The following is a 24,854-nucleotide window of genomic DNA, read 5'->3' as shown; positions in this document are numbered from 1 at the left end:
AAGTAACCACGCCCATTTTTTATTTCGCTCAGGCCCTGACGGGCTCGTAAGCTTGATGCAGCGGCTGCTCACCGGATATGCGGTAAGTTTCAACCGCCGACATAAACGCCACGGCCAGTTGTTTCAGAACCGGTACAAATCCATTATTTGTCAGGAAGACGCCTATCTTTTGGAACTGGTGCGCTATATTCATCTCAATCCATTGCGTGCTGGCATGGTCGAGGACTTCAGGGCGTTGACGGATTATCCATTCAGCGGCCACCGATTATTGGTGGGAGCCGATGATTGCAGCTGGCAGGACGGCGCTTATGTTCTCGGCTGTTTTGGAAAAAAAGTGGCGAAGGCGCGCAAGGCTTACCTTGACTATGTCCAAGCCGGAGTTGCCATGGGACGTCGTCCTGAATTGGTCGGGGGAGGATTGGTTCGCAGCCTGGGCGGATGGTCGGAAGTTAAAAAGATGGGAGAATAGCGGGACGTCTCTCATTATCTAATTAAATTGATTTGGAAGACAAAATTTGCTAATTTGAATCCTATGCCACGCTCAGCCCAATTAGATGTGCCTGGGATTTTGCATCATGTCATCATCCGAGGGATCGAACGCAAGAACATCTTCCGAGATACCCATGACAAAGGAGGTCTTGTCGACAGGCTTTCTCGTCTGATTCCTGATACCCAAACCAGTTGCTACGCCTGGGCCTTGCTCAGCAATCACGCACATTTTTTGTTTCGCTGCGGCTCTATCGGACTATCAGGTTTGATGCAACGATTGTTGAGTTGTCCCCCGGCCCTTACGCCACGGGAGTCTTGTCTTTAGGCAGGGTCACGACAAAAACAGCTCCACCGCCCGGATTGTCTTCTACCCAAATCTTGCCTCCATGGGCCTCCGCAATGCGCTGGCAGATGTGCAGTCCCAGTCCCGTGCCTCGCCCCCTACCAGAACGCGCCGCATTGATCTGATAAAATCGATGAAAGATGTTTTCACGCGCCGCCGGCGGAATCCCGGGGCCATTGTCCTCCACCCGCAAGACTACCTCTTCCCTGCTGCACTGAGTCCGCAGCCTCACACGTCCGCCTTCCGGGGTGAACTTAATGGCGTTTTCCATCAGGTTGTTCAGCAGTCGCAAAATATTGCTTCGGTCCGCATAAAGGATCACCGATTCAGCCGCCTGCATCTCGAGCCGTATCCTTTTTCCCTCGGCCAGAGGCCGGAAAAACTCTATGATTTCTGCCGCCAGCGCTGCCAGATCTATTTCTGTCGGCTGCCAATCGATTTCTTTTTCATCGAAGCGTGAAATCAGGATGAGGCCATTCACCATGCGAATGATATCTTCGACCCGTTCGAGACAGTTGAAAAGCGTTTCTCGGTATTCCCTTGAACTTTCCCCGTGGGTGAGGGCCACTTCAATCTCACCCTTTATCGCCGCCAGAGGGGTGCGCAGTTCGTGAGAAGCATCCCCAGTAAATTGTCTAATCTGTTCGAAGGCGCCTTCAATTCGATCAAGCATGGAATTAATGGTAATGGACAGTTGGCGGATCTCATCCCGCGCTTCGGGCAGCGTCAGCCTTTCCGACAAATTCTCGCTGGTAATTTTGTTTGTGACCCCGATAATTTCCTTGAGAATGTCCCGCGGCTTTTTGGCGATGAACAGGCCCAGCAGGATGCTGGCCGCAAAAATGACCGGAATCGCGCTTACAATGTTTTCGATATAATTTTCTAGGATTTTGTCGGTTCTTTTCAGGTGGGTGGCAAGGTGAACGACATATTCCTTGTTGCTGGCCTTATCCGCGATACGGCGCTCCAACACCCTGAAGTGCCCCTTAATGCCATGAACATCGTGCCTGGCAATGACAGTGAAATACTCCTGATTCCGGATGCCGAAGGTGAAAAAAGCCTCGAATTCAACCGGCCGCGTGACAACTTGGTTCTGGGCGGACAGCACCTGGAACAAAATTGGGTAATATTTACGCCAGACGACATCCTTGGCGAACCCTTGTACTCCTTCCCGGACACCGCCTTCCTCCTCGATCTCCAAGGTTAGCTCATGAAACTCGTCGATCAGGATGCCATCGACCTGCTTGGTGAGATTATGCTCCAGCCGATAGTAGAGGAACCATGAGATGGCAATGGCGAGGAAAAGCAGGGCGGATGAGTAGTACACGGCAAGACGAATATCCAAACGCCCCAGATAGTTACGCAGCCGTTTCGATAACATACCCCATTCCCCTTATCGTGCGGAGCATCTTTTTGCCGAACCCCTTGTCCACCTTGGCCCGCAACCGGTTGATGTGGACATCGATAATGTTGCTCTGGGTATCGAAATTATAGCCCCACACCTGCTCCAGGATCATGGTCCGCGTCAGCACATACCCCGGATTGCGCATCATGTATTCCAGTAGTTGGAACTCCTTGGCGGTGAGTTCAATTTTTTTTCCGGCACGGTGAACCTCCCGTTTCAAGCGGTCCAGAACGAGGTCACCGATCACGATCTCTTGGTCGGGGCTGGTAGCCTGTCCCCTACGGGCCACCGCCCGAATCCTGGCTAACAGTTCGGCAAAGGAAAAGGGTTTGACCAAATAATCGTCGGCCCCCAGTTCGAGCCCGTGTACGATATCGCTTTTCCTGTCCTTGGCTGTCAGGAACAGGACCGGCGTTTCGATCCGTCTGTTGCGCAGAGCCGCAAGAACCTCATAACCGTCCGGTCCCGGCAGCATCACGTCGAGAATGATCAGGTCATACAACGTGTGGATCGCCATATACAGGCCGTCTTCACCCGTTGCCACTGCATCCACGGCGAAACCGGCCTCTTTCAGCCCTTTCTCCAGAAAGCGCCGGGTTCCCCCGTCATCTTCCACGACCAAGACGTGCATTGCTTTTCCATTCCTTCCCGCAATCCGCTACTGTACCGATTATACTTCCAATTTATGATTTTTACACGTTTTTAGGCAGACTGCCTATCATCCATATCCGGTGAGTTGGCATGCCGGATGCCACAAATCCGTTCCAAGCGGTTTGACCTGCAAACCGGTATACAGGGTCGCCCCCGACAAATCAATCGCCCGCACCAATATTACTTTTTTTTAATGTCGGCTTCATGCAGGCGTCATTTTAGCTTGTCAGTATACCTGCATCGTATCAAACTCGAGGACGTTATCCCCCTATGAAGAGATTGCAATTCAAAGATACCGAAAAATTGTTGTCCCCTTTTGTGTGGATCATTTTTTCGACCCTGGTCATATTTCTCACTTTCAGGGGAGGGCTGGTGGCCTGGTATTGGCCACGGGTGGTTGCTACAGACGAACCGTCCCGCGTTTTCCTTACCGGCTTGCGGATGGACATCCAGCTCATATCCTATCTCCTCGTCCCTGTTCTGCTGCTGTGGCTGCCTTCGGGGATGGGGTTGCGCCCCGGACGCTGGGCCATGCTCCTGATGCGCGGATGGTATTGCCTGGTCATGGTCGTGGTGGTGTTCATGGAAGTGGCCACCCCAGCTTTTTTGTCCGAATACGGAGTGCGACCCAATCGTCTGTTTTTCGAATACTTGCTCTATTACCCTGAGGTTTTCGGCATGCTGTGGGCAGAATACCGTACGCTTCTGCTCTTGGGGGTACTCCTGATTTCCGTAGCGGGGCTGGCCGCTTGGCGCTTTTCGTCTCGTTTCCTGCAGGCCTGTCCACAAAATTCTCTCCTGCGGCGCCTGCTGCTGTTTCCCCTGATCGCGGCCCTCGTGGTGCTGGGGGCCCGTTCCAGTCTGGGCCACCGCCCGGCCAACATCAGTTGTGCGGCCTTCACCAATGACCCGCTGGTCAACGACCTGGCCCTCAACTCGACCTATTCGTTGCTGTATGCCATATACCAGTTGAAAGACGAAAAGGACTCCAGCCGCCTCTATGGCCGTCTCCCAGAAAAGGAAATCCTGCGTCTGGTTACTTCCGCCACAGGATACCCGGAGAATGCTTTTACCAACCCAGCCGGCCCCACCTGGCATTACCAGCCCGCATCCGTAGAGCGGAAGTCCCCTCTCAATCTTGTCATTATTCTGGAGGAAAGCCTCGGAGCACAGTTCGTCGAAAATCTGGAGGGCCTCCCCCTGACGCCTGAACTGACGCAGCTTTCCCGCGAGGGACTGTGGTTCGAGGAGCTGTACGCCACCGGAACACGTTCAGTGAGGGGTATTGAAGCGGTGCTGACTGGCTACCCACCCTCTTCGGGCCGCAGCATCGTCAAGCTGGCTTCGCGGGGAGAAACTTTTTACAACCTGGCTGCTCACCTCAAGTCATTAGGCTACCAGAGCCTTTTTGTCTATGGAGGGGAAAGCCACTTCGATAACATGCGCGGCTTTTTTATGGCCAACGGATTTGATCGGGTGGTGGATGAAAAGGACTATGATCAATACACTTTCAAGGGGACGTGGGGCGTCTGCGACGAAGACCTGTTCAACCGGGCACACCGTGAATTCGAAGCTTACGGCAACCAGCCCTTTTTCGGACTGGTGTTCACCTCCTCTTACCACTCTCCCTTCGAATTCCCTTCGGGCCGCTTGAAAAAGGAAGAACTCAGCGACAACCCGGAGCACAACGCCGTGCGCTACGCCGACTATGCCCTGGGACGGTTTTTCGAGCAGGCCCGCCGCTCCTCCTATTGGAACAATACCCTGTTCCTGGTAGTGGCCGATCATGACAACCGGGTGCGCGGTGCTGAACTGGTTCCGATCAGCCATTTTCACATTCCGGGTTTGATCATCGGCCCTGGAATCCGGCCGGCGGTACATAAGGCTGTGGTAAGCCAGATCGACCTTCCGCCCACACTTTTGTCGCTCATGGGGATCTCCGGTTCACACCCCATGATCGGCCGTGACATCACCCGGTTGCAGGCCGACGAACAAGGTCGCGCCATCATGCAGTACAACCAAAACATGGCATACAGAATCGGGGACCAAATCACCATTTTACAGCCAGGCCAGGCCCCACGGCAGTTCTCCTACTTGGATGGGGCGTTGTTTCCAGCTTCGCAGGATCCGTCCATGGCGAAAGAAGCGCTGGCCCACGCCCTGTGGCCCATGCAAGCCTATCATGAAGGTTATTATCTCATGCGGCACAGCAGGGGATCCTAAACCGCCCTCTGGCCTTGCCAAAAACACTATGAGAAAAGGGATGATTTACTTCTTTTTCTGATGCGCCACCAGAAGAAAATCGTTACCGGAGATATGATTGCCCACAATATTTGTAAGGAAACCCTACGTGCTGCGCCTTGATATGGAGTCCGTTACTCAAGTGGTGAAATATCTCGGAGCCAGTATCGCAGGCACACTGGTTCATTACGCACTTTTAGTGATCCTGGTTCGATGGTATGCACTCCAGCCCCTCTGGGCATCGACCTGCGGTGCGATAGCAGGCGCATTGGTTATCTATCTGGCCAATTATTTCATCACTTTTCATAGCACAAGGAGGCACATCAGCGCCTCTTCCAGGTTCATTGCCGTTGCGGCGATATCTACCGGTGTGAACGGATTGATTCTCAACACCGCGTTGACACAAATGAACTGGTCACTGGCGCCAGCCCAGGTTTTCGCCACGGGGATACAGTTTTCAGTCGGTTTTACCATCAATCGAGTGTGGACTTTTTAGGGCTCGCGCAAAAATAACTTCACATTTTCAGCGCCCATCCATCCCGCTCAGCGGCGTTGCGAAAACACGGAATATGCCTGATATTCCTTTGTCTCCGCGCCTTGCTGAGCGGGCGCCTGAACACTGACAATTTGCAAATTTATTTTTGCGCGAGCCCTTAAGGAGAAATGATGAGAGAACGGGACACTGTATTTCAGGCTCCTCGACGATCCTTACTTTCGATCATCGTTCCGGTTTTCAATGAGCAAGAAGTTCTCCGCGAATTTCATTCCCGGCTTTCGGCTGCGTTGGTTTCGGCTCAGGTCGATGAAATTGAGATCTTGTTCGTTAACGACGGTAGCACGGATGAGACGCTTGGCATCCTGCGTGAGATGGCCCGAACCGATCAGCGTATTCAGGTGATCGATTTGAGCCGAAATTTCGGTAAAGAGGCTGCGATGACGGCAGGACTCGAATTTGCCTCGGGAGATGCCGCCGTTATCATTGACGCGGATCTGCAGGACCCGCCCGAACTCATTCCACAGATGGTCGAAGAGTGGCGCAACGGCTTCGATATGGTCTACATGCGCCGGCTCAGCAGACAAAGTGAAACCTGGCTCAAGAAGACCTCGGCGTCGGCATTTTATTGGCTTATGGGACTCATCGGACGCGTTCAGGTGCCGGAAAATGTAGGCGATTTCCGGCTGCTGAGTCGCAGGGCGATCGATGCCCTCAATCGGATGCTGGAACGTACCCGTTTTATGAAGGGACTGTTCGCCTGGATTGGTTTTCCGGCCAAAGAGATCGCCTATCATCGTGAACCCCGCCAGGCCGGGAAGACGAAATGGAACTATTGGCAATTGTGGAATTTCGCGCTCGAAGGGTTCACCTCGTTTACCATAACGCCACTCAAACTCGCCAGTTATGTAGGCGTTTTGACTTCCCTGGCGTCACTTCTCTATGGGCTGTTTGTTTTTCTGAAAACGCTTTTAACGGGCGATCCCGTTCCCGGCTATCCCAGCTTGATAGTCGTCATTGCTTTCTTGGGTGGGCTGCAGTTGCTGGCCCTGGGGATCATCGGCGAATACCTGGGAAGAATGTTCATCGAGGCCAAGCAGCGCCCACTGTATCTGGTGAATCGTCACTATAAAACGATCAAACGGCATACGTTGTCACTGGTTCAGGATGAGAGAGTTCGGTCATGATCCGTAAAAATGGCAGGACAACCATCAAATGGTTGTGGGTTTTGCTGATTGTTCTGGGTGCGCTGCGCCTGATGTTCCTGGGGGCCTACCCATTGGCCGACACAACCGAAGCGCGTTACGGCAACATTGCCAGACTGATGGTTGAAACCGGTGATTGGATAACGCCCCAATACAGCCTTGGGGTTCCCTTCTGGGGGAAGCCTCCGCTTTCTACCTGGCTCGCGGCTGGCGCCATGAAGCTGTTCGGCATTAACGAATTTTCGGCCCGGGTTCCCTCCTTTGCGATGTCCTTGGCGGTAATGGTTCTTGTATGGCGGCTGGCGGTTCGGCAAAGAAGCCGTGATCATGCCATGGCTGCGGTGCTGGTCCTGGCAACCGCCCCCCTTTTCTTTGTCAGCAGCGGTGCGGTGATGACCGACCCTGCCCTGCTGGCAGGGACCACCCTTTGCATGGTGGCATTCTGGCAAGCGTTGATCCGATCGGGCCGCGCTGGCCGACTCTGGGGATACGCCTTCTTTGTCGGACTGGCCATCGGCCTGTTGGCCAAAGGACCTGTGGCCGTGGTCCTGACACTTTTCCCCATTGGCATTTGGGTACTCCTGCAGCGTTGCTGGAGAGAAGTTTGGGAGCGCCTTCCCTGGTTGGGCGGCGCATTTCTGACGATTTGCTTGAGCGCCCCCTGGTATTATCTGGCGGAACAAAAAACCCCGGGATTCCTCAACTACTTTATCATCGGTGAGCATTGGAACCGTTTCACCATCCCGGGATGGAAGGGAGATCTATACGGACATGCCCATTTGCGACCCAAAGGCACGATCTGGTTGTATGGGTTGGCCTGCACATTGCCGTGGTCACCCATCTTCCTGGTTGGAGTGCTGAAAAAAGAAACGCGCATGCGCATGCTGAGACAACCTGCCGGTGGGGATGGCTGGCGGCTTTATCTGGTCCTTTGGGCTGCCGCCCCCTTGGTGTTTTTCACATTGGCGAGCAACATCCTTTGGACCTATGTACTTCCCGGCTTGCCTGCCTTGGCCCTGTTGACGGCCGAACTGATACTATCCGGTTCCCGTTTCCCGGAAAATCCCCTGAAAGGTTTTTTGGTGCTGCGCCGGGGAGCGCTCGTCATGTTGCTCTTGTTTTCGATCGGCCTGGTCGGGATCGTCATGGGTTATGGGCCTTCGGCAAACAGCCAATCGGCGATTGTTGCAGCTTATCGGAATATGAGTGGCAATGGAAATGGTCCATTGGTCTATCTATTCAAGCGGCCCTACTCGGCTGATTTTTATTCCCGGGGAAAAGCCCGCTTCGCGGGTAATTTAAATGAGGCAGCGGAAATTGAAGAGAACCAGGAGCGTGTCTACTTTGCTGTTCGAAGCAAGGATTTGAAGCGTTTGCCCGAATCTTTCCCTGGCAAAGATTCCATCGTATTTCAAACCGATCGATATTGCTTGCTGTTTAAAGACAATGCCTCCCTGCACTTGCAGATCGGCGAGGGTCCAATAACTGGACTTCGTGAAAGGATATAATCAACGCCTATCACGTCCTTCGCCCCCTGACCGTCGGGTTGCAGTACAAGGATTGGCCCGGGTCGACTGCCGTCCAGCGGAAAATCATAGGTAAAATCAATTCATACAGCATTTGTCAGCTATTGGTTAAGCTCAGCGATAAATACTGTGATTTCCCGATTTCCATTGTTCTTGATAATGCCAGGTATCAAAAGTGCAAACTTGTGCAAAATACGGCAAAACTGCTGAACATTGAGCTATTGTTGCAGATTGTGGACGTTTAAAGTATAGCTTACCTATTTATTCTATCCCCAAGCGCAAACTACAACGCAAACATCTTTTCGCCTCCGCCACTGCCATTTCTTCCGTCAAACCCAATTCAACCTGTTCAAAGTTATTCTTCCGATTTTCCACCGGTCGAAGGGGCATGGGCATGCGTTTGGCAAGAAATTTATCGTCCTGCTCAAGTTGTTGTGGTAGGTTTTCAGGATTGAAAGTGGCCAAATCAACGATCATCTGCCCGCCAAGGTAAGTATTGATGGTATTGGCCGCTTTTGCGCCCATGGCAATGGCGGTGGTGACGGTTTTGGGTCCGCTGACAGCGTCTCCGGCGGCAAAAACGCCGTCGGTATTCATCATAAGCGTATTCTCCTCAACCTTGAACCGGCCGTTTACGTCCATATCCGTATGCAGTTCTTGGAGCATTCTCGTGTTTTGTCCGATGGCTGTGATAACGCGGTCCACCTCAAAAGAAAATTCAGAGCCTTTGACGGGCTTGGGACGCGGCCGGCCGCTGGCATCGGGCCGCTTTAGCTTGTTTCTAATACACTCGACACGTATCTTTTTGCCATTCAGCTCGTATCGAATAGGCGAGGCCAAGTACATATAATTGATACCCTCATCCGCAGCCTGTTTGACTTCTTCGGCATCGGCAGGCATTTCTTCTTCTGATCGCCGGTAGACAATGGTTACCTCCTTGGCACCTAACCGCTTGGAAACCCGCGCAGCATCAAAAGCCACATTCCCGCCACCGATGATCGCAACACGATCGCCCAAATCCACTTTTTCGCCCGAATTCACCTTGCGCAGCAATCCAATCGCTCCCATGATGCCCGGATTCTCTTCACCGGGAATACCAAGGAAAATTTCTTCATGTGCGCCAATGGATATGAGAACCGCGTTAAAACCGGATTTAAAAAGATCGCTGACAGATTCAACGGGCTGGTTTGTAATGATCTCTACGCCGATTCTCCTTAACCTCTCAAGTTCAAGATTCAACACCGTCTTGGGAAGACGAAATCGGGGGATGCCGGTGAGCGGCATGCCGCCAGCTTCTGAAAACGCCTCAAAAACGGTCACTTGATGTCCACCCTTTTTTCTTAGAAAATAGGCAGCTGTCATGCCGGCAGGGCCGGATCCGACAACCGCGACTTTTTTATCAGACACCGCTTTTGATGGGGTTTCAACAAAAGGCACCGTTTCGGCGACAAAACGTTTAATGGCCTTAATGGCCACCGGTTGGTCCAGCTCGTTTCGGCGACAAGCCGACTCGCAAGGGTGGGTGCAAACATGACCGCATAGGGATGCAAAAGGCAATTTTTCCTGAATGATCTCTAGTGCGTCGTCATAATTTTTCTTTGTAACGGCGTAAAGATAGGCCGGAATATCTATTTGAAGCGGGCATGCGGCCATACAGGGCACCACATCCTTTTTTCTTTCCTCCCCCTCTTTTTTTTCATTCCATTTGGTCTTTTTATCCGCAAGAGCGCCGGTGGGACAAACTTCAACACATCCGAAGCAAAAATGACAACCGGACTCCTGAAAGCTTGGGGCTTTTGTTCCCGTAATAATCCGTCCCTCCTTTGAAACATACCCAAGCGCACCAATTCCTCGAACCTCTTTGCAGAATCTGATGCAACGGGTGCATCCAACACATAATTTGGGATCAAAGTCGAGAAAAGGGTTATCGTCAATGAGAGAAGCGTCAACAGGTTCCCGAGGAATGGTGATGCCGACCATACCGATGTGACCCACGATACGGATAAGCTCACAGGTAGCATACCCCGGGCAAGCCACACATCTATCCGGCACGTTGGCGCTTCTGCTGCACACGCCAAAGGGCGGGCATCTTGGATCCCGGTCGCAGGTTAGACAGATATTCGGATGATGGGCCAAGATCGAGGTAAGACTCTCTTTTCTTTTTTTCTTTATCTCGTCATTTTCAGTGGTCACCACCATACCGGCTTCAACCGGCGTTTCACAGGCTTTGACGATAGCCCCTCGCCCATGTACCTGTACAAGGCATAAATTACAATTGGCATCGGCATCGAGGGCCTGTTCGTTGTGAATCCGTTTTCCGCCTTGATAAATGAATTTATCCGGCATGAGGTTCGATGACGGTACGCTCGGATGATAGCACAGTGACGGAATGTAAATACCGGCTTGCCTTGCCGCCTCAAGTATGCTGATTCCTGCTTCTGCGGAAACTTTTCGATCATTGATTGTAAGTTCTATGACCTTCAATTCATTTAGCTCCAATCAATCTGAATATTTTATTTTTCCAAACTCACCCCTATCACCGGATGTTTTTGCTCGACGATGCTTACCGCATTTTCAGGACAAATGGCCTGGCATAAGCCGCAGCCGATGCAATAGCGGGAATCGATGACGAGTCTTAAGGGATTTTGCATAATGCTTCTGGCCGAACAGATGCTATTGGCGCATCTGCCGCACCGGGTACACAGCCTGTCATCTACGGTGGCAAGAAAGTCTTCGTTACGCCAATCCAGTTCTTCCACCGGTTGTATGTATTTCACGCCGAGGCCGATAAACTCTTCAACACTCTTGTATCCCATCTGGTCCATATAATTGGAGAGAAAGGTGAGGCTCTCCTCAATGAGTTTCGTTCCTTTCCACAGCAGCCCTGATGAAAACTCACAGATCCTTGCGCCCAACATCATAGCCTCGACAACATGCTCGGGTTCAACGAGCCCTCCGACACCGGTCAGTTCGATTCCGGGAACAAAAGCGGAAAGGACGCCTAAATTTCTATAAAGGAGAAACCGGTCCCAGGGGCCGAGGGAGGCGCAAATGGGATTTGCCGAAAGGCCGGGCCATTTTCCCTGGCCGCCTTTGTATATGTCGGGCGGGCCACAGGTAATCGGCGCATTAATCCCCGTAATGAATTTTGCACCAGCCTTTTTTATCTCTTCGGCCATTCCGATGATCCGCGGAAACCCCGTTTCCGGTGTGAGCTTAACCCCTACGGGAATGTTGACCCGGTCCACAACCGCTTTGACAACAGGTATCAAAAGGGCGGGGGAATCCCCCAAGAGACATCCGGCGGATTCGGTCATCTCTCCGCATTGGTATGCCATAACGGACCTGGCTTCGCTGGCGGGTATGGGGCAGGAAACATTCATTTCAATAATGTCGGCGCCGGCATCTTCCGCCTCCTCGCAGTGATCCGCCCACCCTTCGGGGTCGGCGCCGGGTCCTATCATATTGGCAATGACCGCCACGTCCTCCGGCAATTCTTCTCTGAGGGTCTCGATCATCGAGAGCCCTGGATTTAATCGGCACATGATTCGCGCCGCTTCAGTGGCGACCAGAAGTCCCTCCATGGCAAAGGGTTCTCTGGATCGAATACTCATAAATTTCCATGCAGGCGGTTTGTCTTTGGGATGCTCCTCTTCCGGACAGATAAACGGCGTGTGCACATAGCCCACGGCAATGTCCGCATATTTCTTCAAATGCTCCGTCTCGGCCTTGGAGTCCCCAACGCCTGGATTCAAAACGGCATGGGAGGCCACGCCAAGCGGGCTTCTCAATTTCTTTCCAACAAAGGTTACACTTAGATCCGCCATGTTGCTCTCCTTTTCTTAGTATTTTCTTTTTCGATCCATTTCCTATTGCCTTCGTTCTCAATCAGCCCCTCTTAACAAAGCCGTTTTATCCATATCCACTTCAAAAGTATTCGGGGCTATCACCCTCGATGGGCACCCGCAGGTATCTGGGGCAAAGCAACATAATAGCTATTGATGGATCGTTTGGTGTGGAGGGTGTCTTTGTGATCACAGAATTGCAAGCTCATCCATGCACACAAGGTCCGTAAACGTTCCGCCGGCATCCACACCGATAATGTGTTTCATTCGATTTCTTCTCTTTGGTTTCACCTAGGCAAGAGCAAAGCGGCATTTAATATTTCACAATACATGCCAAAATGACGGTGGGTGACACTATTTGTTGTTGGCTGATTTTATATGGAATTTTTGATAAATTGGGATAGGGGGGTGACACCTCTAGAGTGTAAGATGAAAAGAAGCTTTCAACCCGGATTGAAAGTTTAAAGATTCTTTCAATGTGCAACGACTCCTCACGATTTGGCGTTGGGGTCGGGCTACGGCTGAAGATGGGACCAATTGGGGACGGGACCAGTTGGGGGACCAGTTGGGGACATCCATTGATATATTGGTTCGAATTTTTTATGTGCTACGGTAATAAGAAAAAATATGCCACGCCCCCCCGCATTGACGCTGCAGACGCATTGTATCACATTCTTATCATAGGTATTGAACGCCGAAAGATCTTCTACTCCTCACCCCCACTGATCGCCGCCACGGCCATGCTGCTCTCCAGCCTCACTGTCATCGGCAATACGCGTTTACTTGCTGAGGAGGAACGATCCTTTCAGCAATCTTTCGAATCGTTCATCAACCAAACGTTTGTATTCCGTTTTCACTTCGTTCGGCAGAAAGCTGACCGCGATGAGATTATTCCATATTGACGAAACATTTTTAAAGGTTTCTAACACCGAGGAAACGATTTTGCGGTTCAGTTCTAGCCTGGTCAGGCCAAAATAATCGACCAGAATGTCGGCACTTAGCTTGCGCTTTTTCCCTTTGATCGGCAGCGCGATCTCCTCTTTCGCTTTTGATAGCACAATGGTGGTGTTCAGAATGTCGTAAGCAGGTGTCAATTCCACCTTGCCCTGCCGGGTCATCAGCGAAAAGTTTTTCACGTGCATATCTTCGTTACCGACCAGGAAATTCACCAGCGTCAATCTGAACAGTTTTATTTTTTCGACTGCCGGGAAGGTGCAGTACCGGTCAATGACTTGCGCGACTTTTTCCATGGAGGCGTCGTATTTGGTATCCCGGTTCAGGCCCATGAGTTGGGCGAAATCCTCAACGGCAATCTTTTTTTTTCCTTCCCGGTCAAACCGCTTGATGAAGTAGGTCAGGGAGCCGTCTTTGGAGTAAATCAGTCCATGAAGCGGGACCGGAATGCCGGCTGCCTCCGCCAGGCGCATGCTCAGGTCTTCATTCTCAGGCAGGTGCCTGTATTGTGGATTTTGAGGTTTTAGAATGTAGCGACCTCCAGTATCCACAAGCTCGAATCCGTTTTGGCGGGCATTCAGGACGGCACTGAGCTTGGGCTGAACCCCCTGGATTGACATTTTTGGAGCACGGGCGGCGGCTTCAACAATCTGATCCGCAGCGGTATAGGGAAAATCCTTAAGCTGCTTGAGACTTCTGGACAGTTTTCTCAGTCCCTGGGGGGAGTACCTGCCCTCACACGTCGCATAGGTAATCAGGCAGGTGTTCATTCAATCTCCCGCACCGTCACCGCACCAACCATATCCCCTCCCACCGCCAGAAGCTGACTGAGTAAATCCTGCCGGTCAATTTTCATAGCTCTAAGGAGAGCCTCCAGATTGTATCCTTCGGGCAGCAACCCCTCCAGAAAGGGAGGAAAGGTTTCATACGTGTACGGCTCAGGTCGGACAGCCGCTGTCAGGGAAACCGGAGGGCCGTTGTATGCCGGATCATAAGTGAACCGAAACGTTGTCCGCGGTGAAAGCTCCTCCAGAACGCCGGCACGGACATCATGCATGAAGACATCCGCCTTACGCATTTTCACGCGCCTCGTAACGATCCATCAACGGACTATCCAAAAATATGGATATATTGAGCGATATCATAATTTTGAGCAGGGTATTCAACCGAACCGTTTGTTTGCCGTTTTCGACATCATAGATCACCGTCTTTCCCACACCGGCAATGTCCGCCAGATCGATCCGCGACAGTCCGGCCTGTTTGCGGTGAAATTGAACAATACGGCCGATTTCCATTTCATTTTTATTGATTAGTTTTACCGCCATAACAGCAATTTTGGTGTCAATTAATGTATTATCAGAAAAAAATCAACAAAATTCATCATAAATTACCGCTATAACGGCACCTTGTCAATGTATTCGACAGTATTTCGAATAACGCCATCAAAAATTAATAGATTTTACCGCTTTAGCGGCAAAATATCTTTAAAAATTGGGCGGTTGGGACGTCCCTGGGCGGTTGGGGCGGTTGGGACGTCCCTAATTATCTAATCAACTTGATTTGCCTCTCAACATTTGCTATGAAAGGTGCCATGCCACGGTTAGCCCGATTAGACGCTCCCGGGATTTTGCATCACGTGATCATCCGGGGGATCGAAAGAAAAAACATTTTCCGGGATACAACCGACAAGCAGAATCTTGTCGATCGGCTTGATCAGTTGGTTCCGCAGACGCAAACCAGATGTTATGCTTGGGTTTTGCTAAGTAACCACGCCCATTTTTTATTTCGCTCAGGCCCTGACGGGCTCGTAAGCTTGATGCAGCGGCTGCTCACCGGATATGCGGTAAGTTTCAACCGCCGACATAAACGCCACGGCCAGTTGTTTCAGAACCGGTACAAATCTATTATTTGTCAGGAAGACGCCTATCTTTTGGAACTGGTGCGCTATATTCATCTCAATCCATTGCGTGCTGGCATGGTTGAGGACTTCAGGGCGTTGACAGATTATCCATTCAGCGGCCACCGATTATTGGTGGGAGTCGATGATTGTAGCTGGCAGGACGGCGCTTATGTTCTTGGCTGTTTTGGAAAAAAAGTGGCGAAGGCGCGCAAGGCTTACCTTGACTATATCCAAGCCGGAGTTGCTATGGGACGTCGTCCTGAATTGGTCGGGGGAGGATTGGTTCGCAGCCTGGGCGGATGGTCGGAAGTTAAAAAGATGCGACTGAAAGGAATGGACCGTATAAAAGGCGATGAACGCATTCTTGGTGATTCGGATTTTGTATTGTCGGTTTTGTCCCAAGCCAAAGAACGGTTTGAACGGCGCTATGAACTCAAACGGCATGGCTACGATATAAACCGTGTTGCCGAAAGGGTCGCCGAGCTATTTGGGATCGATAAGGAAGAGATATTCCAAAAGGGCCGCCCCAAAAAACGCGCGGATGCCCGGGGTCTATTTTGCTACTGGTGTGCAAGCGAGCTGTGCCTTTCCCAAACCGAGCTTGCCCGGGCACTTGATATGACGGTGTCGGGCATCGGCTATGCCGTTAGAAGAGGCGAAGCCATAGCCGCATGCGAAGGATACGTGCTGATTGATTCAATTATTTAGATAATGAGAGACGTCCCCATTATGCCCCATTATGCCCCCATTATGCCCCGGAGTTGTATGCTGGCGTTAAAGGGGATGCGGAACAAAATGCTTTGCAGCACTTTATATCCCTATTCCGTGTTGTGCCAATTGATGCCGCAATCGGAAAAGCCGGGGGCCTTTATAGACGGGATTATGGCAAGTCACATGGCGTTGGACTTGCAGATGCTATATTGGCTGCAACCGCCGAATCCGAAAATGCAGAATTAAAAACTCTCAATATCAAACACTATCCGATGTTTAAAACACCTTAGTCCTGCTTATAAGAAGTAAATGGCCAACAATTTGTCACACTCTCGACCGGGAACCCAGAGCGACTTTTTCCTGTAGCACATATCGAGTTGAACGTGTTTAAAACACTTAGAATAGTTAGGGGTTGGAGTTAAAGACCATTTTAAGAAAGGAGTACTTAAATGAACGATGCTGCAGTAGCAGTGATGCCCCAGACTAACATTGTCCAGAAACCCGTTGGCAAGACTCGTAATCCGTGGGTTGTTCTGATTCTTGGAATAGTTACCTTGGGAATATATACGATTGTCTGGCATTACTGTGTGCTCGAAGAGTTAAGAAACTGGCGGGGGCAAGGCTGGAGCGGAATTGTATTCATCATTTTTGCACTTTTCTTCGGAATTGCCTTAATCGCTGTTCCATGGCTCATACCGGCTTATATTGGAAGAATGTATCAAGAGGACGGGCGAGAAAAACCCATAACCGGGCTCTCAGGTTTCTGGGTTCTTCTTCCTTTGATCGGCGGAATCATTTGGCTTGTCAAAGTCCAGAACCACATGAATTCATTCTGGGAATCAAAAAGATAAAGGTCCCCCTGCAGATGTTCAAAAAAAAGGACCGTGTTTCGTCCGGCGTCAACCAGCTTGACCAGCAACTGGGCGGGTTGTTCATTGGTGACAACGTGATCTGGTACGATGATGCCGGCAGCCTTGCATCGACATTCAGTTTCAGCTTCATCAAGGAGTCCCAAAAGCGCAACAGGCCCTTGATCTACATTACTTTCGACCGATCCCCGAAGAAGCTTATCGAGGACCTGGGGCCGATGGCGGAGAGCCAGTACCTGACTATCCTGGACTGCTTCACCCACGGAAAGGGGGACGGCAGCGAGGTGTTCAGTAAATTTTACGAAAAAGACGGCGCCCATTGGCCCTTCCAGATCGTGCGGGTTAACGACCCCGACAATCCGGATGTCGTTTCGGATTCCATTTATAGTCTTCACGCCACAATGAAGGGCGACGTCCGTTTTGTCTTCGAATCCCTCACCGGCATGCAGGATCTGTGGGGCGGCGAGGACGCCATCTTGCGGTTTTACTCCCGTGCCTGCCCGCGTCTTTATGAGCTTGAAACCATCGCCTACTGGATCATGGAAAAGAGAGCGCATTCGGAACGCGTGCGCGCCAGTATCAACCAGATCGCACAGGTAGCCATTGAACTGTCCATCAACCGGGGCAAGTCGGCCCTGACCATCCGCAAAGCGGATAAGCGCAAACCCGATGTCTTGAATTCACCGTTGATCTATTGGAACGACGGGACGGATGTGGTCTTCGAGATGGAATCCGGAAAAGGCGGAACCATCGACATCGGCGGGCGTGTAAAGGAAATCCGCAAGCGGCAGGCCATGCCCCAGAAAGAGATGGCCGCCCTGGTGGGGGTTACGCCCAGTACGATCTCCCAGATCGAAAGCGGCACCATCTACCCATCGATTCCGGCGCTTTTCAAAATAGCCCAGGTACTCCAGGTACCGGCAGCCGCCTTTTTGAAGGAGCAGGCCGGCTCCGCCGACCGCGTCGTTTTCTCGGGAGGAACACCGATCGGGTTGGCTGATTTTCCTAAGCAGGATATCATCGGTTACCGGCTTTGCCCACCTGATTTTGAAACCGACGCCGATCCCTACCTTATAGAAATACCGGCCGGCAAGAAGCTGCAGGCCCACTTTTTCATCCACAAAGGTGAAGAACTGGGTTACGTGCTGAGCGGCAGCCTGGAGCTGAAAATCGGCAACCGGGTTCACCGGGCCGGTATCGGAGATGTGGTGTACCTGACCACCACGCTTCCCTCGTATTGGAAAAACACCGGTAACGAGACCGCCCGGATGCTGTGGGTCAAAATCATGAAATGACCCCGGAAATAAACAACGCGGTCCTAAAGCGGCCGGGAGAAGATGCCGGCGTTTTTTCTCCCGGATATCCCGGCCAGGGGCGGGATATCCGAAAGATGAGTATTTCAAAGCGGCAAATCAGGAGTTGAGAATCTTTTTGGCGCTTTCATCGTTGGCGTCGGCCATGTGACGAATACCGGTTTCCTTGGCCGTTTCGCGGTTTCCGGCAAATATGTCCTCGCGGGTGAGCTGGGTGACCGAAAACTTACGGGCACCGGCCAGAAGCTGCTGCATGCCGCAGTAAAGTTTGTCGGCCAGGGTGTAAAAGGCAATGGCCCCGTATGGGACGTTTTTCATTTCATCCCTGCCGACGATTTTTTCTACATCGAAGTAGCAGGAGAAAATCTCCTTGGCTGAAGAGCCCACCTGCAGAACCGTTTTGGGTAGTTCGTTCCAATGCCCGTTGACCTCTGCCCGTCTCTCTTCGAAGAGAGCCCCTTCGATATTGGATCCCACGAAACCGGGAATCATGATGCCCCGTCCCATACAGATCAGTTTAGTAAAAGGTGCGCCCAGGGCCAATCCCTTGAAGATGCTGTCTTCCAGGGCGAATCCGCCGGCAAAGGACATGTCCACGACCTTGAGCCCCTTGGCCGCCAGAATGCTGGCATACTCGTAGGCTTTGGAATGCAGGGTGATGGACGGAACCCCCCAGCTCTGCATCATGTTCCAGGGGCTCATGCCCGTGCCGCCGCCCGAACCGTCGATAGTGAGAAGATCCAGGCCGGCGTCGGTGGCGAACTTGATGGCCATGGCCAGTTCCTCCATGCCGTAGGAACCGGTCTTCAACGTGATGCGGGTAAAACCCAGGCCGCGCAGGTATTCCACACTATTCATGAAATCCTCCCGGACCTGGCGAACGGACGCCAAATTGGTGCCGCCCAGGCGGCTATGGCGGGCGAAGGATTTGATGGATCCGTTTTCGAACGCCTCCTGCACCTCGGGAATCGTCGGATCCGGATCAACGACATATCCCCGCTCCTTCAGGAAAACGGCGTAGTCGAGGCTGGTGACCTGGATCTCGCCGCCGATATCCTTGGCGCCCTGGCCCCATTTCAACTCGATGATCACTTTGTCGCCATATTTGTCGGCCACAAATTCGGCGACGCCGTTGCGTGTGTCCTCGACATTGAGCTGAACGATGATGGCACCGTAGCCGTTGAAGTAGCGGAAGTAGCTTTCGATACGGCGCTCCAACTCAGGGGCTTTCATGATCTTGCCTTTTCTCTCCGGCCCCTTTCCGATCTCGGATTCGCGGTCGACACCCACCACGTTTTCGCCGATCACCACGGGGATGCCCACCAGGGCACCACCGATGGCAAAGGAGTCCCAGTATTTCTGGGCCACGAAGGTGGACCCCAAGGCACCGGTCATCAGCGGGATACGGGCCTTGGTTTTAACGGTGTTACCGAATTCGGTCTCCAGGGAAACGTTGGGAAAAATGCAGTCGTCGGCGTTGTCGGTCATTCCTCCGGGCAATCCCTGAGCACCGTAAGCATACCCCTGAATACGCAGCGAATTGTAGGCCACACCAACATGGGTCGTGTTGTCGGCACCTGAAGTGACGATGCCGTAGCTGCGCGGGTAGAGCAGCTTGCGGCCCACCAGGCTGGACAACCAGGTTTCGCATTTTCCCTTGCAGTCGGCCCGGCAAAGGGTACACAGGCTTGATTCAGTGGGATTTCCACGGTTGAGGGTCCCCAGCGCGTCATTGTTCTTCGTGAATCTCAATGTCATGGTATGGCCTCCTTTTCTGCTTCCGATTAATCTGTAAAACATTGCCACGGGCATCAAACGCAAAACGGCATCCGCACGGATAGGAATATCCAACCGATGCCAGACGCCGTTGTCTTGGTCGCTGCCGCCGCCACTTACGCCATTGTAAGGTGCCGCCGGATCAGATGATTTGTTTCGATGAAGATGGATCCCTCTAAATATTGCCAGAATTTTTAGTGCTGGTAATATTAAATGTCAAGTGAATTATTGTTCTATAATTTAGTTTTAATGAATAATGAATACGCCCTTGCCCCCAGAGGGCCACGTCAATCCAAGGCAATGTCTTCGGCCAGAATGACGGCTTCGGCGATGTGGCGGATCGGTTTGCGTGAATTCATGCTTCGTTTCTGGATCCAGCGAAAGGCTTGATCGCCTTTCATGCTCCGGCGATGCATGAGAATTTCCTTGGCCCGCTCAACCATCTTGCGAGTTTCCAACTCCTCCTGGATCACCTTTGTCTTGACCATCAGTTCCGTGTTGAGGATCGCCAGGGCGGCCTGGTTGGCAACCGCCGAAAGAAGATTGATTTCCGTGTTGGAGAAGGCATGGGGTGCCGACGTGAAGCAGTTGAGGACGCCGATAATCTTTTCGTCCTTGAGTTTCAGAGGGACACCGACCATTGACACCAGGCCAAGCTTGCGGGCCATTTCCTTCTCTTTGAACCTCGGATTGCGAAGGACATCGTTGATGGCAATGGGGCGTTTGTTGGTGACGACATAGCCGACCACCCCTTCATCGAGATCGAGCGAACGGTCCTTGACATATTCTGGATCAAGCGCCTGGGTAGCCTTCAGCCTTATTTTGGGGCGCTTCTCGTTTTCGTCGATCAACCACAGCGAACAGATTTCCACGCCGGTCACCTTGGCCGTGACCAGGACGATAAGCTTGAGCAGATCCTCGAGAAAAAGGTCTGAGGTAATCGCCCGGCTGATGTCCATCAGGGCCTTGATGTAATTGTCGTAGGTGGTCTGATCTCTTTTTTCCATCTCTATAGCTGCAATGAGGTTGTTTTTTCTTGACATTTAGTATTACTAATTTTAATGGATTATAATTCATTCTTACCAATGTCAACCCGTTTGCTTGCCTTACCAAGGATTCCATGTGCCGATTGATTGCCATAACAAGCAAAGACTATCTGTCTCCCCAGACGGCCGCCAATGGTCTCGCCGTCATGAGCGAGGGATATGACGGTTCGGGAGTGGGCATCCTGCTGCGGGACATCGGCGGCCCCTTTGCGAACATGAAGAACATTCCTGTGCTTTCCGGCGTTTTTTCTTCGGCGGGCCTCAAGCGCCTGGACCGGTTCATGATGGACCTTGGGTTCACCACCAAATATAAAGTCACGTTCAAGACAAATGGGACGCGGCCGGCGGGCATTCCCCATCGGGATATCTATCTGGTGCGGGCATACGATTACCCAACGGACTGGGAAGATTACACCGACGACCAACGCCTTCGGGAACTGATGCCGATTCGTCTGAAATTAAGGCAAATGGGCGAGGCTCAGAAGGACATGGTCGTCTTTTCCTTCTGGCCGGATACGATCATGATCAAGGAGGTCGGAGACCCAGTTGCCGTGGCCGAGTACCTTCAACTGGATCGCAGGGATCTGACGGCACGGGTAATCATGCTTCAAGGCCGTCAGAACACCAACCATGAGATCGACCTCTACGCCTGCCACCCCTTCTTCCTGGAAGGGTATGCGACCATGACCAACGGAGAGAACACGGCATTCATCCAGAACCGGGAATTTCTCATGTCACGAGGGTTCGCCGGATATCGTGGCTATATGTCGGATTCGGAAGTGTTTACCCATAGCCTGCACTATTTTATATCGTACCTGGGGTTGGGGTTGGAGTGCTACAAACACGGAGTCACACCACTGACCGACAATGCGATCTGCAAACACCCGAACCACGCATTTCTCAGACACCTCAAACACACATGCCGCAATTTGATCATCGATGGCCCCAACTGCGTTATCGGCTGTCTCCCCGACACGACGCTTTTCATGGTCCAAGACCGCAAGAAACTCAGACCCGGCGTTATCGGCGGTACCGATGGGATTTTTGTCTTTTCTTCCGAAATTTGCGGGCTTGACGCAGTCATCCCCCACCGTGACAAGAAAAAGGATTTCCAGCCGATGCACCTCGACACCGCCATTGTCGGTCCCCAGCGGCGCAGGGTGAATTTGATCTGTCAGTCAGATCCGCTGCTGGCCAACTGAGCGTACGGCAACGCGGTGCGCTATGGCAGGTCCTTGCTGCAGCCAGCCCCGCCTCAGCCCGATCCGCCAATAATATATTTGAACCCTTGGAGGACTTCCGCCTCTCCGCTTCCTTCTGGGCCGAGGTCAGCTCGGCAAAGGTGGCATCGGCAGCAGGGGCGCTGGTATCAAAATCAGCCCAGTTGCTAAAGTCTCCGGCGCTGTGGATGGTGGCGCTGCTGCCGAGGCCGCTGACGATCATAGCCGATTCACTGTGGATGGTACCGCTGGTTTCGATGCTAAGGACAGCGCCGTCGCCGAGGGTCTGAATGCGCCCGGTCAGATCACCGCTCAGGGAGTTGGGGCCGTCATCTAAAGAGGGATAGATCCCCCCGCTGCCGGTGGTGCCATTGATAACGATATCGATAAGGCTGTACCCCTGGATCCAGCCGGACAATACCAGTTGTTCGCTCAGGTTGATATCGACCGTGTCGGCAGTGATGCCGGAATCGTCGAAGCCTTCAGGATCGTGCAGGTTCTTGGCCTTGATCTCCATCAGATGGGCATCAAAGGTCAGGGTTTCGATGCCCTGCACATCGCCCCGGACCAGGATGGTGTCGGCAATAAAACGGCTGTCGCTGTCGAGGGCGGCATTGACGATCCGTGCGGCGCCGGAGCCGCGCACGGTGGTGGCGTCCTCGATGTCACCAATCTGCATCAGCGCGCCGGCGTGACCGATGGTGATGCTGGCAAAGTCCCCCCCGATAGCGGCCAGGTCGCGCATCGACAGACCAACGGCACCGTTGGCGCTGAGCTGGCCGGCGTCGAGGATACTGTTATCGTTGACGTCTTCGTCAATAGCCATGCTGCTGCGGTCTTCACCGCCACAGGCTTCTGCCGCGCTGCCCAGGCGGTAGCCAAGGCTGCTGTCGATGGTCTGGATAGTCAGGGTGTCGGAACCGTAAACCTGTTTCTCTCCGGAGGCGAAATCAGTCTCGTCAGTCACCAGGCTGACGGCGCCGTCGCTGCTGCCGAAAAGGCCGGAAACCAGATTGAAATAGGACCCGGTTGTGCCCAGGACGACATCCATAACCCCGCAACTGGTGGCCAGATTGTAGACGGTCAGATCATCCAGTTCCCGCAGGATGACATCGCCGCCGGTGCCGGCAAAGCGCAGATCGATGGACTTGACTTCGGTATGCAAAGCAGCGCCGGCATCGACAAACTCGACCGCGTGCAGGGTCAGGTAGGAAATGTCATTAACTTCCGTAATGGTGCCCTGCTCGGCAACAATACTGATTCGGTATGAGCAAAGGTGATGACGGTGGCCTCCTCTTCTTCCTCTTCGATGCCCAGAGCATCATTGACAATATCGTTGACACTGTCGAGAACATCGGTGAGGCTGGTGGACTCTTCTTCTTCTACTACTTCATCCGCAAAGACAACATGGTTATAAGTGTATAACCCTCCGGTATAAATGAGGTCATCGCCGCTGCCGGTAGTGAAGTCGTCGGTGCCGCTCCCGCCGTAGAGGGTGACGTCCCCGTCACCGTTGTAATCGACATAGCTGTCGAAGGTATCAGTCAGCTCATTGCCCTCTTCATCCACTGTTCCCGGTACATAACCGCTGTAGAAGAGCAGATCACAAAGCATCCCATTTGTTTGAAATTCCGGTTCCTGCTCCGCGCTTTGCAGGGTCAACTCGGCCTGAACCTGACCGGTAAGCTGGTCAAAAGCTTCGCTGGTATCATCAAACACCAGCGAAGCGTCAGTCACATCCTGAAACAACATTGCCTGGTCACTCCCCAGCACCGGATCACCGGAAAGGAAAATGCGTTGTTCCAACGGCTCGACTTGATAACGACTGAGTTGTTTTGCACGCTCTCGACTAGCCTTGGCCTTGGCACCAAACCCTGAAAAGTATGACCGCTTGCTTTTTTTTAACATCCGTTCCATCTTTATCCAGAGTTTGTCCAGGTGGAAAGGCCAAACGCCAGTACAATGGCGTTGGGGGAGAGGCCTGGCAAATTACTGTGGCTGACATGACATTAAAGAAAAACCCTTTCTAAAATCGGCACTCGTGTCAAAGGGAATGAGCGTATCCTGGGTGACAGTGATTTTGTTGAAACTGTTCTTGCATCGGCCAAGGAGGCTCTTGAAGAAAAGTATCTATTAAAAGCCCGTTCGCTGTTATATTTTTGAGCGCATCGAAAACTTGGTATGACCACCATCGAGATCGCCAGGCGGCTCAACATAAGCCAGCCAGCGGCGCGTCACTCTTCAAAACGCGGCGAACGATTTCATCCCCGATCCTAAGAAAGCATAGACATTTCTGCCATACTACTATATCAGTTTGTAATTACAATTACATAATTTGGCGACCCGACGGCCACCGGAGATAACAGTGCTTGCCGAATGATTTGTGATCATAATTCAAAACAATTTAAAGTGAGATAAAAATCAATGAGCGAAATCGACCTTTCAGGATTGAAAATTGGAATGGAAAACACGCTAAGCATCATTGTCTCGGACGAAAACAGCGCCGAAGCTGTCGGTTACAAAGGGATGCCAGTTTTAGGCACACCTCACCTTGTTGGAGTTATGGAGACCGCTTGTATATTCGTCCATGAATTTCTGCCTGAAAACCACCTAACGGTCGGAATATCCAATAATATGAAACATCTGTCAGCGTCGCCCATCGGGGCAACAATTGTAGCAAAAGCACAATTAACTGCCATAGAAGGAAGGAAACTGACCTACCATATAGAAGTCCACGACTCCGTTGAAAAGGTAGCCGAGGGCACTCACATACGATTTATTGTTGACTCCAAGAAATTTTTTGCAAATCTTGAAAAAAAGAAACACAAGCTTGGTCTTCTTTAAATCGCTTGGGACATATAAGCATC

The 24,854-nt window shown here is 52.1% G+C and carries 21 protein-coding genes; 11 read left to right on the top strand and 10 right to left on the bottom strand.

Features of this window, described 5'->3' with window-relative positions; genetic code table 11:
- Window positions 1-55: 55 nt before the first annotated feature.
- Entirely contained in the window at window positions 56-469 is a 414-nt protein-coding gene (locus GN112_RS24455; RefSeq protein WP_231717125.1) for a hypothetical protein, read from the top strand.
- 319 nt (window positions 470-788) lie between these two features.
- Here GN112_RS24455 and GN112_RS24445 read toward each other — a convergent pair whose 3' ends face one another.
- Window positions 789-2,177, bottom strand: a complete 1,389-nt coding sequence (locus GN112_RS24445) for an ATP-binding protein (RefSeq protein WP_231717124.1) — start codon at window positions 2,175-2,177, stop codon at window positions 789-791.
- Window positions 2,178-2,190: 13 nt separating this feature from the next.
- Window positions 2,191-2,868 (bottom strand): heavy metal response regulator transcription factor, encoded by a 678-nt coding sequence (locus GN112_RS24440; protein WP_155312582.1) that lies wholly within the window; start codon window positions 2,866-2,868, stop codon window positions 2,191-2,193.
- A 290-nt stretch (window positions 2,869-3,158) separates the two neighbouring features.
- On the opposite strand from GN112_RS24440, the gene GN112_RS24435 reads away from it, so the two are divergent.
- The 4 genes from GN112_RS24435 to GN112_RS24420 all read left to right on the top strand — a co-directional run bounded on the left by GN112_RS24435 (window position 3,159) and on the right by GN112_RS24420 (window position 8,335).
- Window positions 3,159-5,111: an LTA synthase family protein gene (locus GN112_RS24435; RefSeq protein ID WP_155312581.1), complete on the top strand. Its 1,953-nt coding sequence runs from the start codon at window positions 3,159-3,161 to the stop codon at window positions 5,109-5,111.
- 127 nt (window positions 5,112-5,238) lie between these two features.
- Window positions 5,239-5,625 carry a GtrA family protein gene (locus GN112_RS24430; protein WP_155312580.1) on the top strand — a complete coding sequence of 129 codons (387 nt, stop codon included), beginning with the start codon at window positions 5,239-5,241 and terminating at the stop codon, window positions 5,623-5,625.
- Between the two features lie 170 nt (window positions 5,626-5,795).
- Window positions 5,796-6,809, top strand: coding sequence for a glycosyltransferase family 2 protein (locus tag GN112_RS24425; protein ID WP_155312579.1), 1,014 nt, complete (start codon window positions 5,796-5,798; stop codon window positions 6,807-6,809).
- Window positions 6,806-8,335: an ArnT family glycosyltransferase gene (locus GN112_RS24420; RefSeq protein ID WP_155312578.1), complete on the top strand. Its 1,530-nt coding sequence runs from the start codon at window positions 6,806-6,808 to the stop codon at window positions 8,333-8,335. The genes GN112_RS24425 and GN112_RS24420 overlap by 4 nt, the downstream gene beginning before the upstream one ends.
- 279 nt (window positions 8,336-8,614) lie before the next feature.
- On the opposite strand, the gene GN112_RS24415 is transcribed toward GN112_RS24420, so the two are convergent.
- From GN112_RS24415 to GN112_RS24390, 5 genes are all read right to left on the bottom strand, one after another.
- Window positions 8,615-10,837, bottom strand: coding sequence for an FAD-dependent oxidoreductase (locus GN112_RS24415; RefSeq protein ID WP_162459100.1), 2,223 nt, complete (start codon window positions 10,835-10,837; stop codon window positions 8,615-8,617).
- Window positions 10,838-10,866: 29 nt separating this feature from the next.
- On the bottom strand, window positions 10,867-12,180 hold the full coding sequence (locus tag GN112_RS24410) for a 4Fe-4S binding protein (RefSeq protein WP_155312576.1): 1,314 nt from the start codon (window positions 12,178-12,180) through the stop codon (window positions 10,867-10,869).
- Between the two features lie 797 nt (window positions 12,181-12,977).
- On the bottom strand, window positions 12,978-13,922 hold the full coding sequence (locus GN112_RS24400; protein ID WP_155312574.1) for a HipA domain-containing protein: 945 nt from the start codon (window positions 13,920-13,922) through the stop codon (window positions 12,978-12,980).
- A complete protein-coding gene (locus tag GN112_RS24395; RefSeq protein WP_155312573.1) occupies window positions 13,919-14,230 on the bottom strand; it encodes a HipA N-terminal domain-containing protein in 312 nt (103 codons plus the stop codon). Before GN112_RS24395 ends, GN112_RS24400 begins: the two co-directional genes overlap by 4 nt.
- Window positions 14,223-14,477: a helix-turn-helix domain-containing protein gene (locus tag GN112_RS24390; RefSeq protein ID WP_155312572.1), complete on the bottom strand. Its 255-nt coding sequence runs from the start codon at window positions 14,475-14,477 to the stop codon at window positions 14,223-14,225. The genes GN112_RS24395 and GN112_RS24390 overlap by 8 nt, the downstream gene beginning before the upstream one ends.
- Before the next feature lie 266 nt (window positions 14,478-14,743).
- On the opposite strand from GN112_RS24390, the gene GN112_RS24385 reads away from it, so the two are divergent.
- The 4 genes from GN112_RS24385 to GN112_RS24370 all read left to right on the top strand — a co-directional run bounded on the left by GN112_RS24385 (window position 14,744) and on the right by GN112_RS24370 (window position 17,927).
- Window positions 14,744-15,760: a transposase gene (locus GN112_RS24385; RefSeq protein ID WP_155312338.1), complete on the top strand. Its 1,017-nt coding sequence runs from the start codon at window positions 14,744-14,746 to the stop codon at window positions 15,758-15,760.
- A 53-nt stretch (window positions 15,761-15,813) separates the two neighbouring features.
- Window positions 15,814-16,053: a type II toxin-antitoxin system VapC family toxin gene (locus GN112_RS35410; protein ID WP_197743388.1), complete on the top strand. Its 240-nt coding sequence runs from the start codon at window positions 15,814-15,816 to the stop codon at window positions 16,051-16,053.
- Window positions 16,054-16,212: 159 nt separating this feature from the next.
- Window positions 16,213-16,614, top strand: a complete 402-nt coding sequence (locus GN112_RS24375; RefSeq protein WP_155312571.1) for a DUF4234 domain-containing protein — start codon at window positions 16,213-16,215, stop codon at window positions 16,612-16,614.
- 14 nt (window positions 16,615-16,628) lie between these two features.
- Window positions 16,629-17,927 carry a helix-turn-helix domain-containing protein gene (locus tag GN112_RS24370; protein WP_155312570.1) on the top strand — a complete coding sequence of 433 codons (1,299 nt, stop codon included), beginning with the start codon at window positions 16,629-16,631 and terminating at the stop codon, window positions 17,925-17,927.
- Between the two features lie 117 nt (window positions 17,928-18,044).
- On the opposite strand, the gene GN112_RS24365 is transcribed toward GN112_RS24370, so the two are convergent.
- Window positions 18,045-19,703 carry a glutamate synthase-related protein gene (locus GN112_RS24365; protein ID WP_231717123.1) on the bottom strand — a complete coding sequence of 553 codons (1,659 nt, stop codon included), beginning with the start codon at window positions 19,701-19,703 and terminating at the stop codon, window positions 18,045-18,047.
- A 305-nt stretch (window positions 19,704-20,008) separates the two neighbouring features.
- Window positions 20,009-20,728 (bottom strand): GAF and ANTAR domain-containing protein, encoded by a 720-nt coding sequence (locus GN112_RS24360; RefSeq protein ID WP_155312569.1) that lies wholly within the window; start codon window positions 20,726-20,728, stop codon window positions 20,009-20,011.
- A gap of 113 nt (window positions 20,729-20,841) precedes the next feature.
- Here GN112_RS24360 and GN112_RS24355 point away from each other — a divergent pair, with 113 nt between their 5' ends.
- Window positions 20,842-21,969 (top strand): class II glutamine amidotransferase domain-containing protein, encoded by a 1,128-nt coding sequence (locus GN112_RS24355; RefSeq protein WP_155312568.1) that lies wholly within the window; start codon window positions 20,842-20,844, stop codon window positions 21,967-21,969.
- A 1,221-nt stretch (window positions 21,970-23,190) separates the two neighbouring features.
- On the opposite strand, the gene GN112_RS24350 is transcribed toward GN112_RS24355, so the two are convergent.
- Complete coding sequence (locus GN112_RS24350; RefSeq protein WP_155312567.1) at window positions 23,191-23,904, bottom strand: LEPR-XLL domain-containing protein; 714 nt, start codon at window positions 23,902-23,904, stop codon at window positions 23,191-23,193.
- 507 nt (window positions 23,905-24,411) lie between these two features.
- On the opposite strand from GN112_RS24350, the gene GN112_RS24345 reads away from it, so the two are divergent.
- On the top strand, window positions 24,412-24,831 hold the full coding sequence (locus GN112_RS24345; protein ID WP_155312566.1) for a thioesterase family protein: 420 nt from the start codon (window positions 24,412-24,414) through the stop codon (window positions 24,829-24,831).
- The last annotated feature ends 23 nt before the right edge of the window (window positions 24,832-24,854 follow it).

Origin of the sequence: Desulfosarcina ovata subsp. ovata (genome assembly GCF_009689005.1) — a bacterium.
Classification (GTDB): Bacteria; Desulfobacterota; Desulfobacteria; order Desulfobacterales; family Desulfosarcinaceae; genus Desulfosarcina; species Desulfosarcina ovata.
The sequence above is the reverse complement of the archived record's forward strand: the minus strand, read 5'-3'. Positions and strand labels throughout refer to the sequence as shown.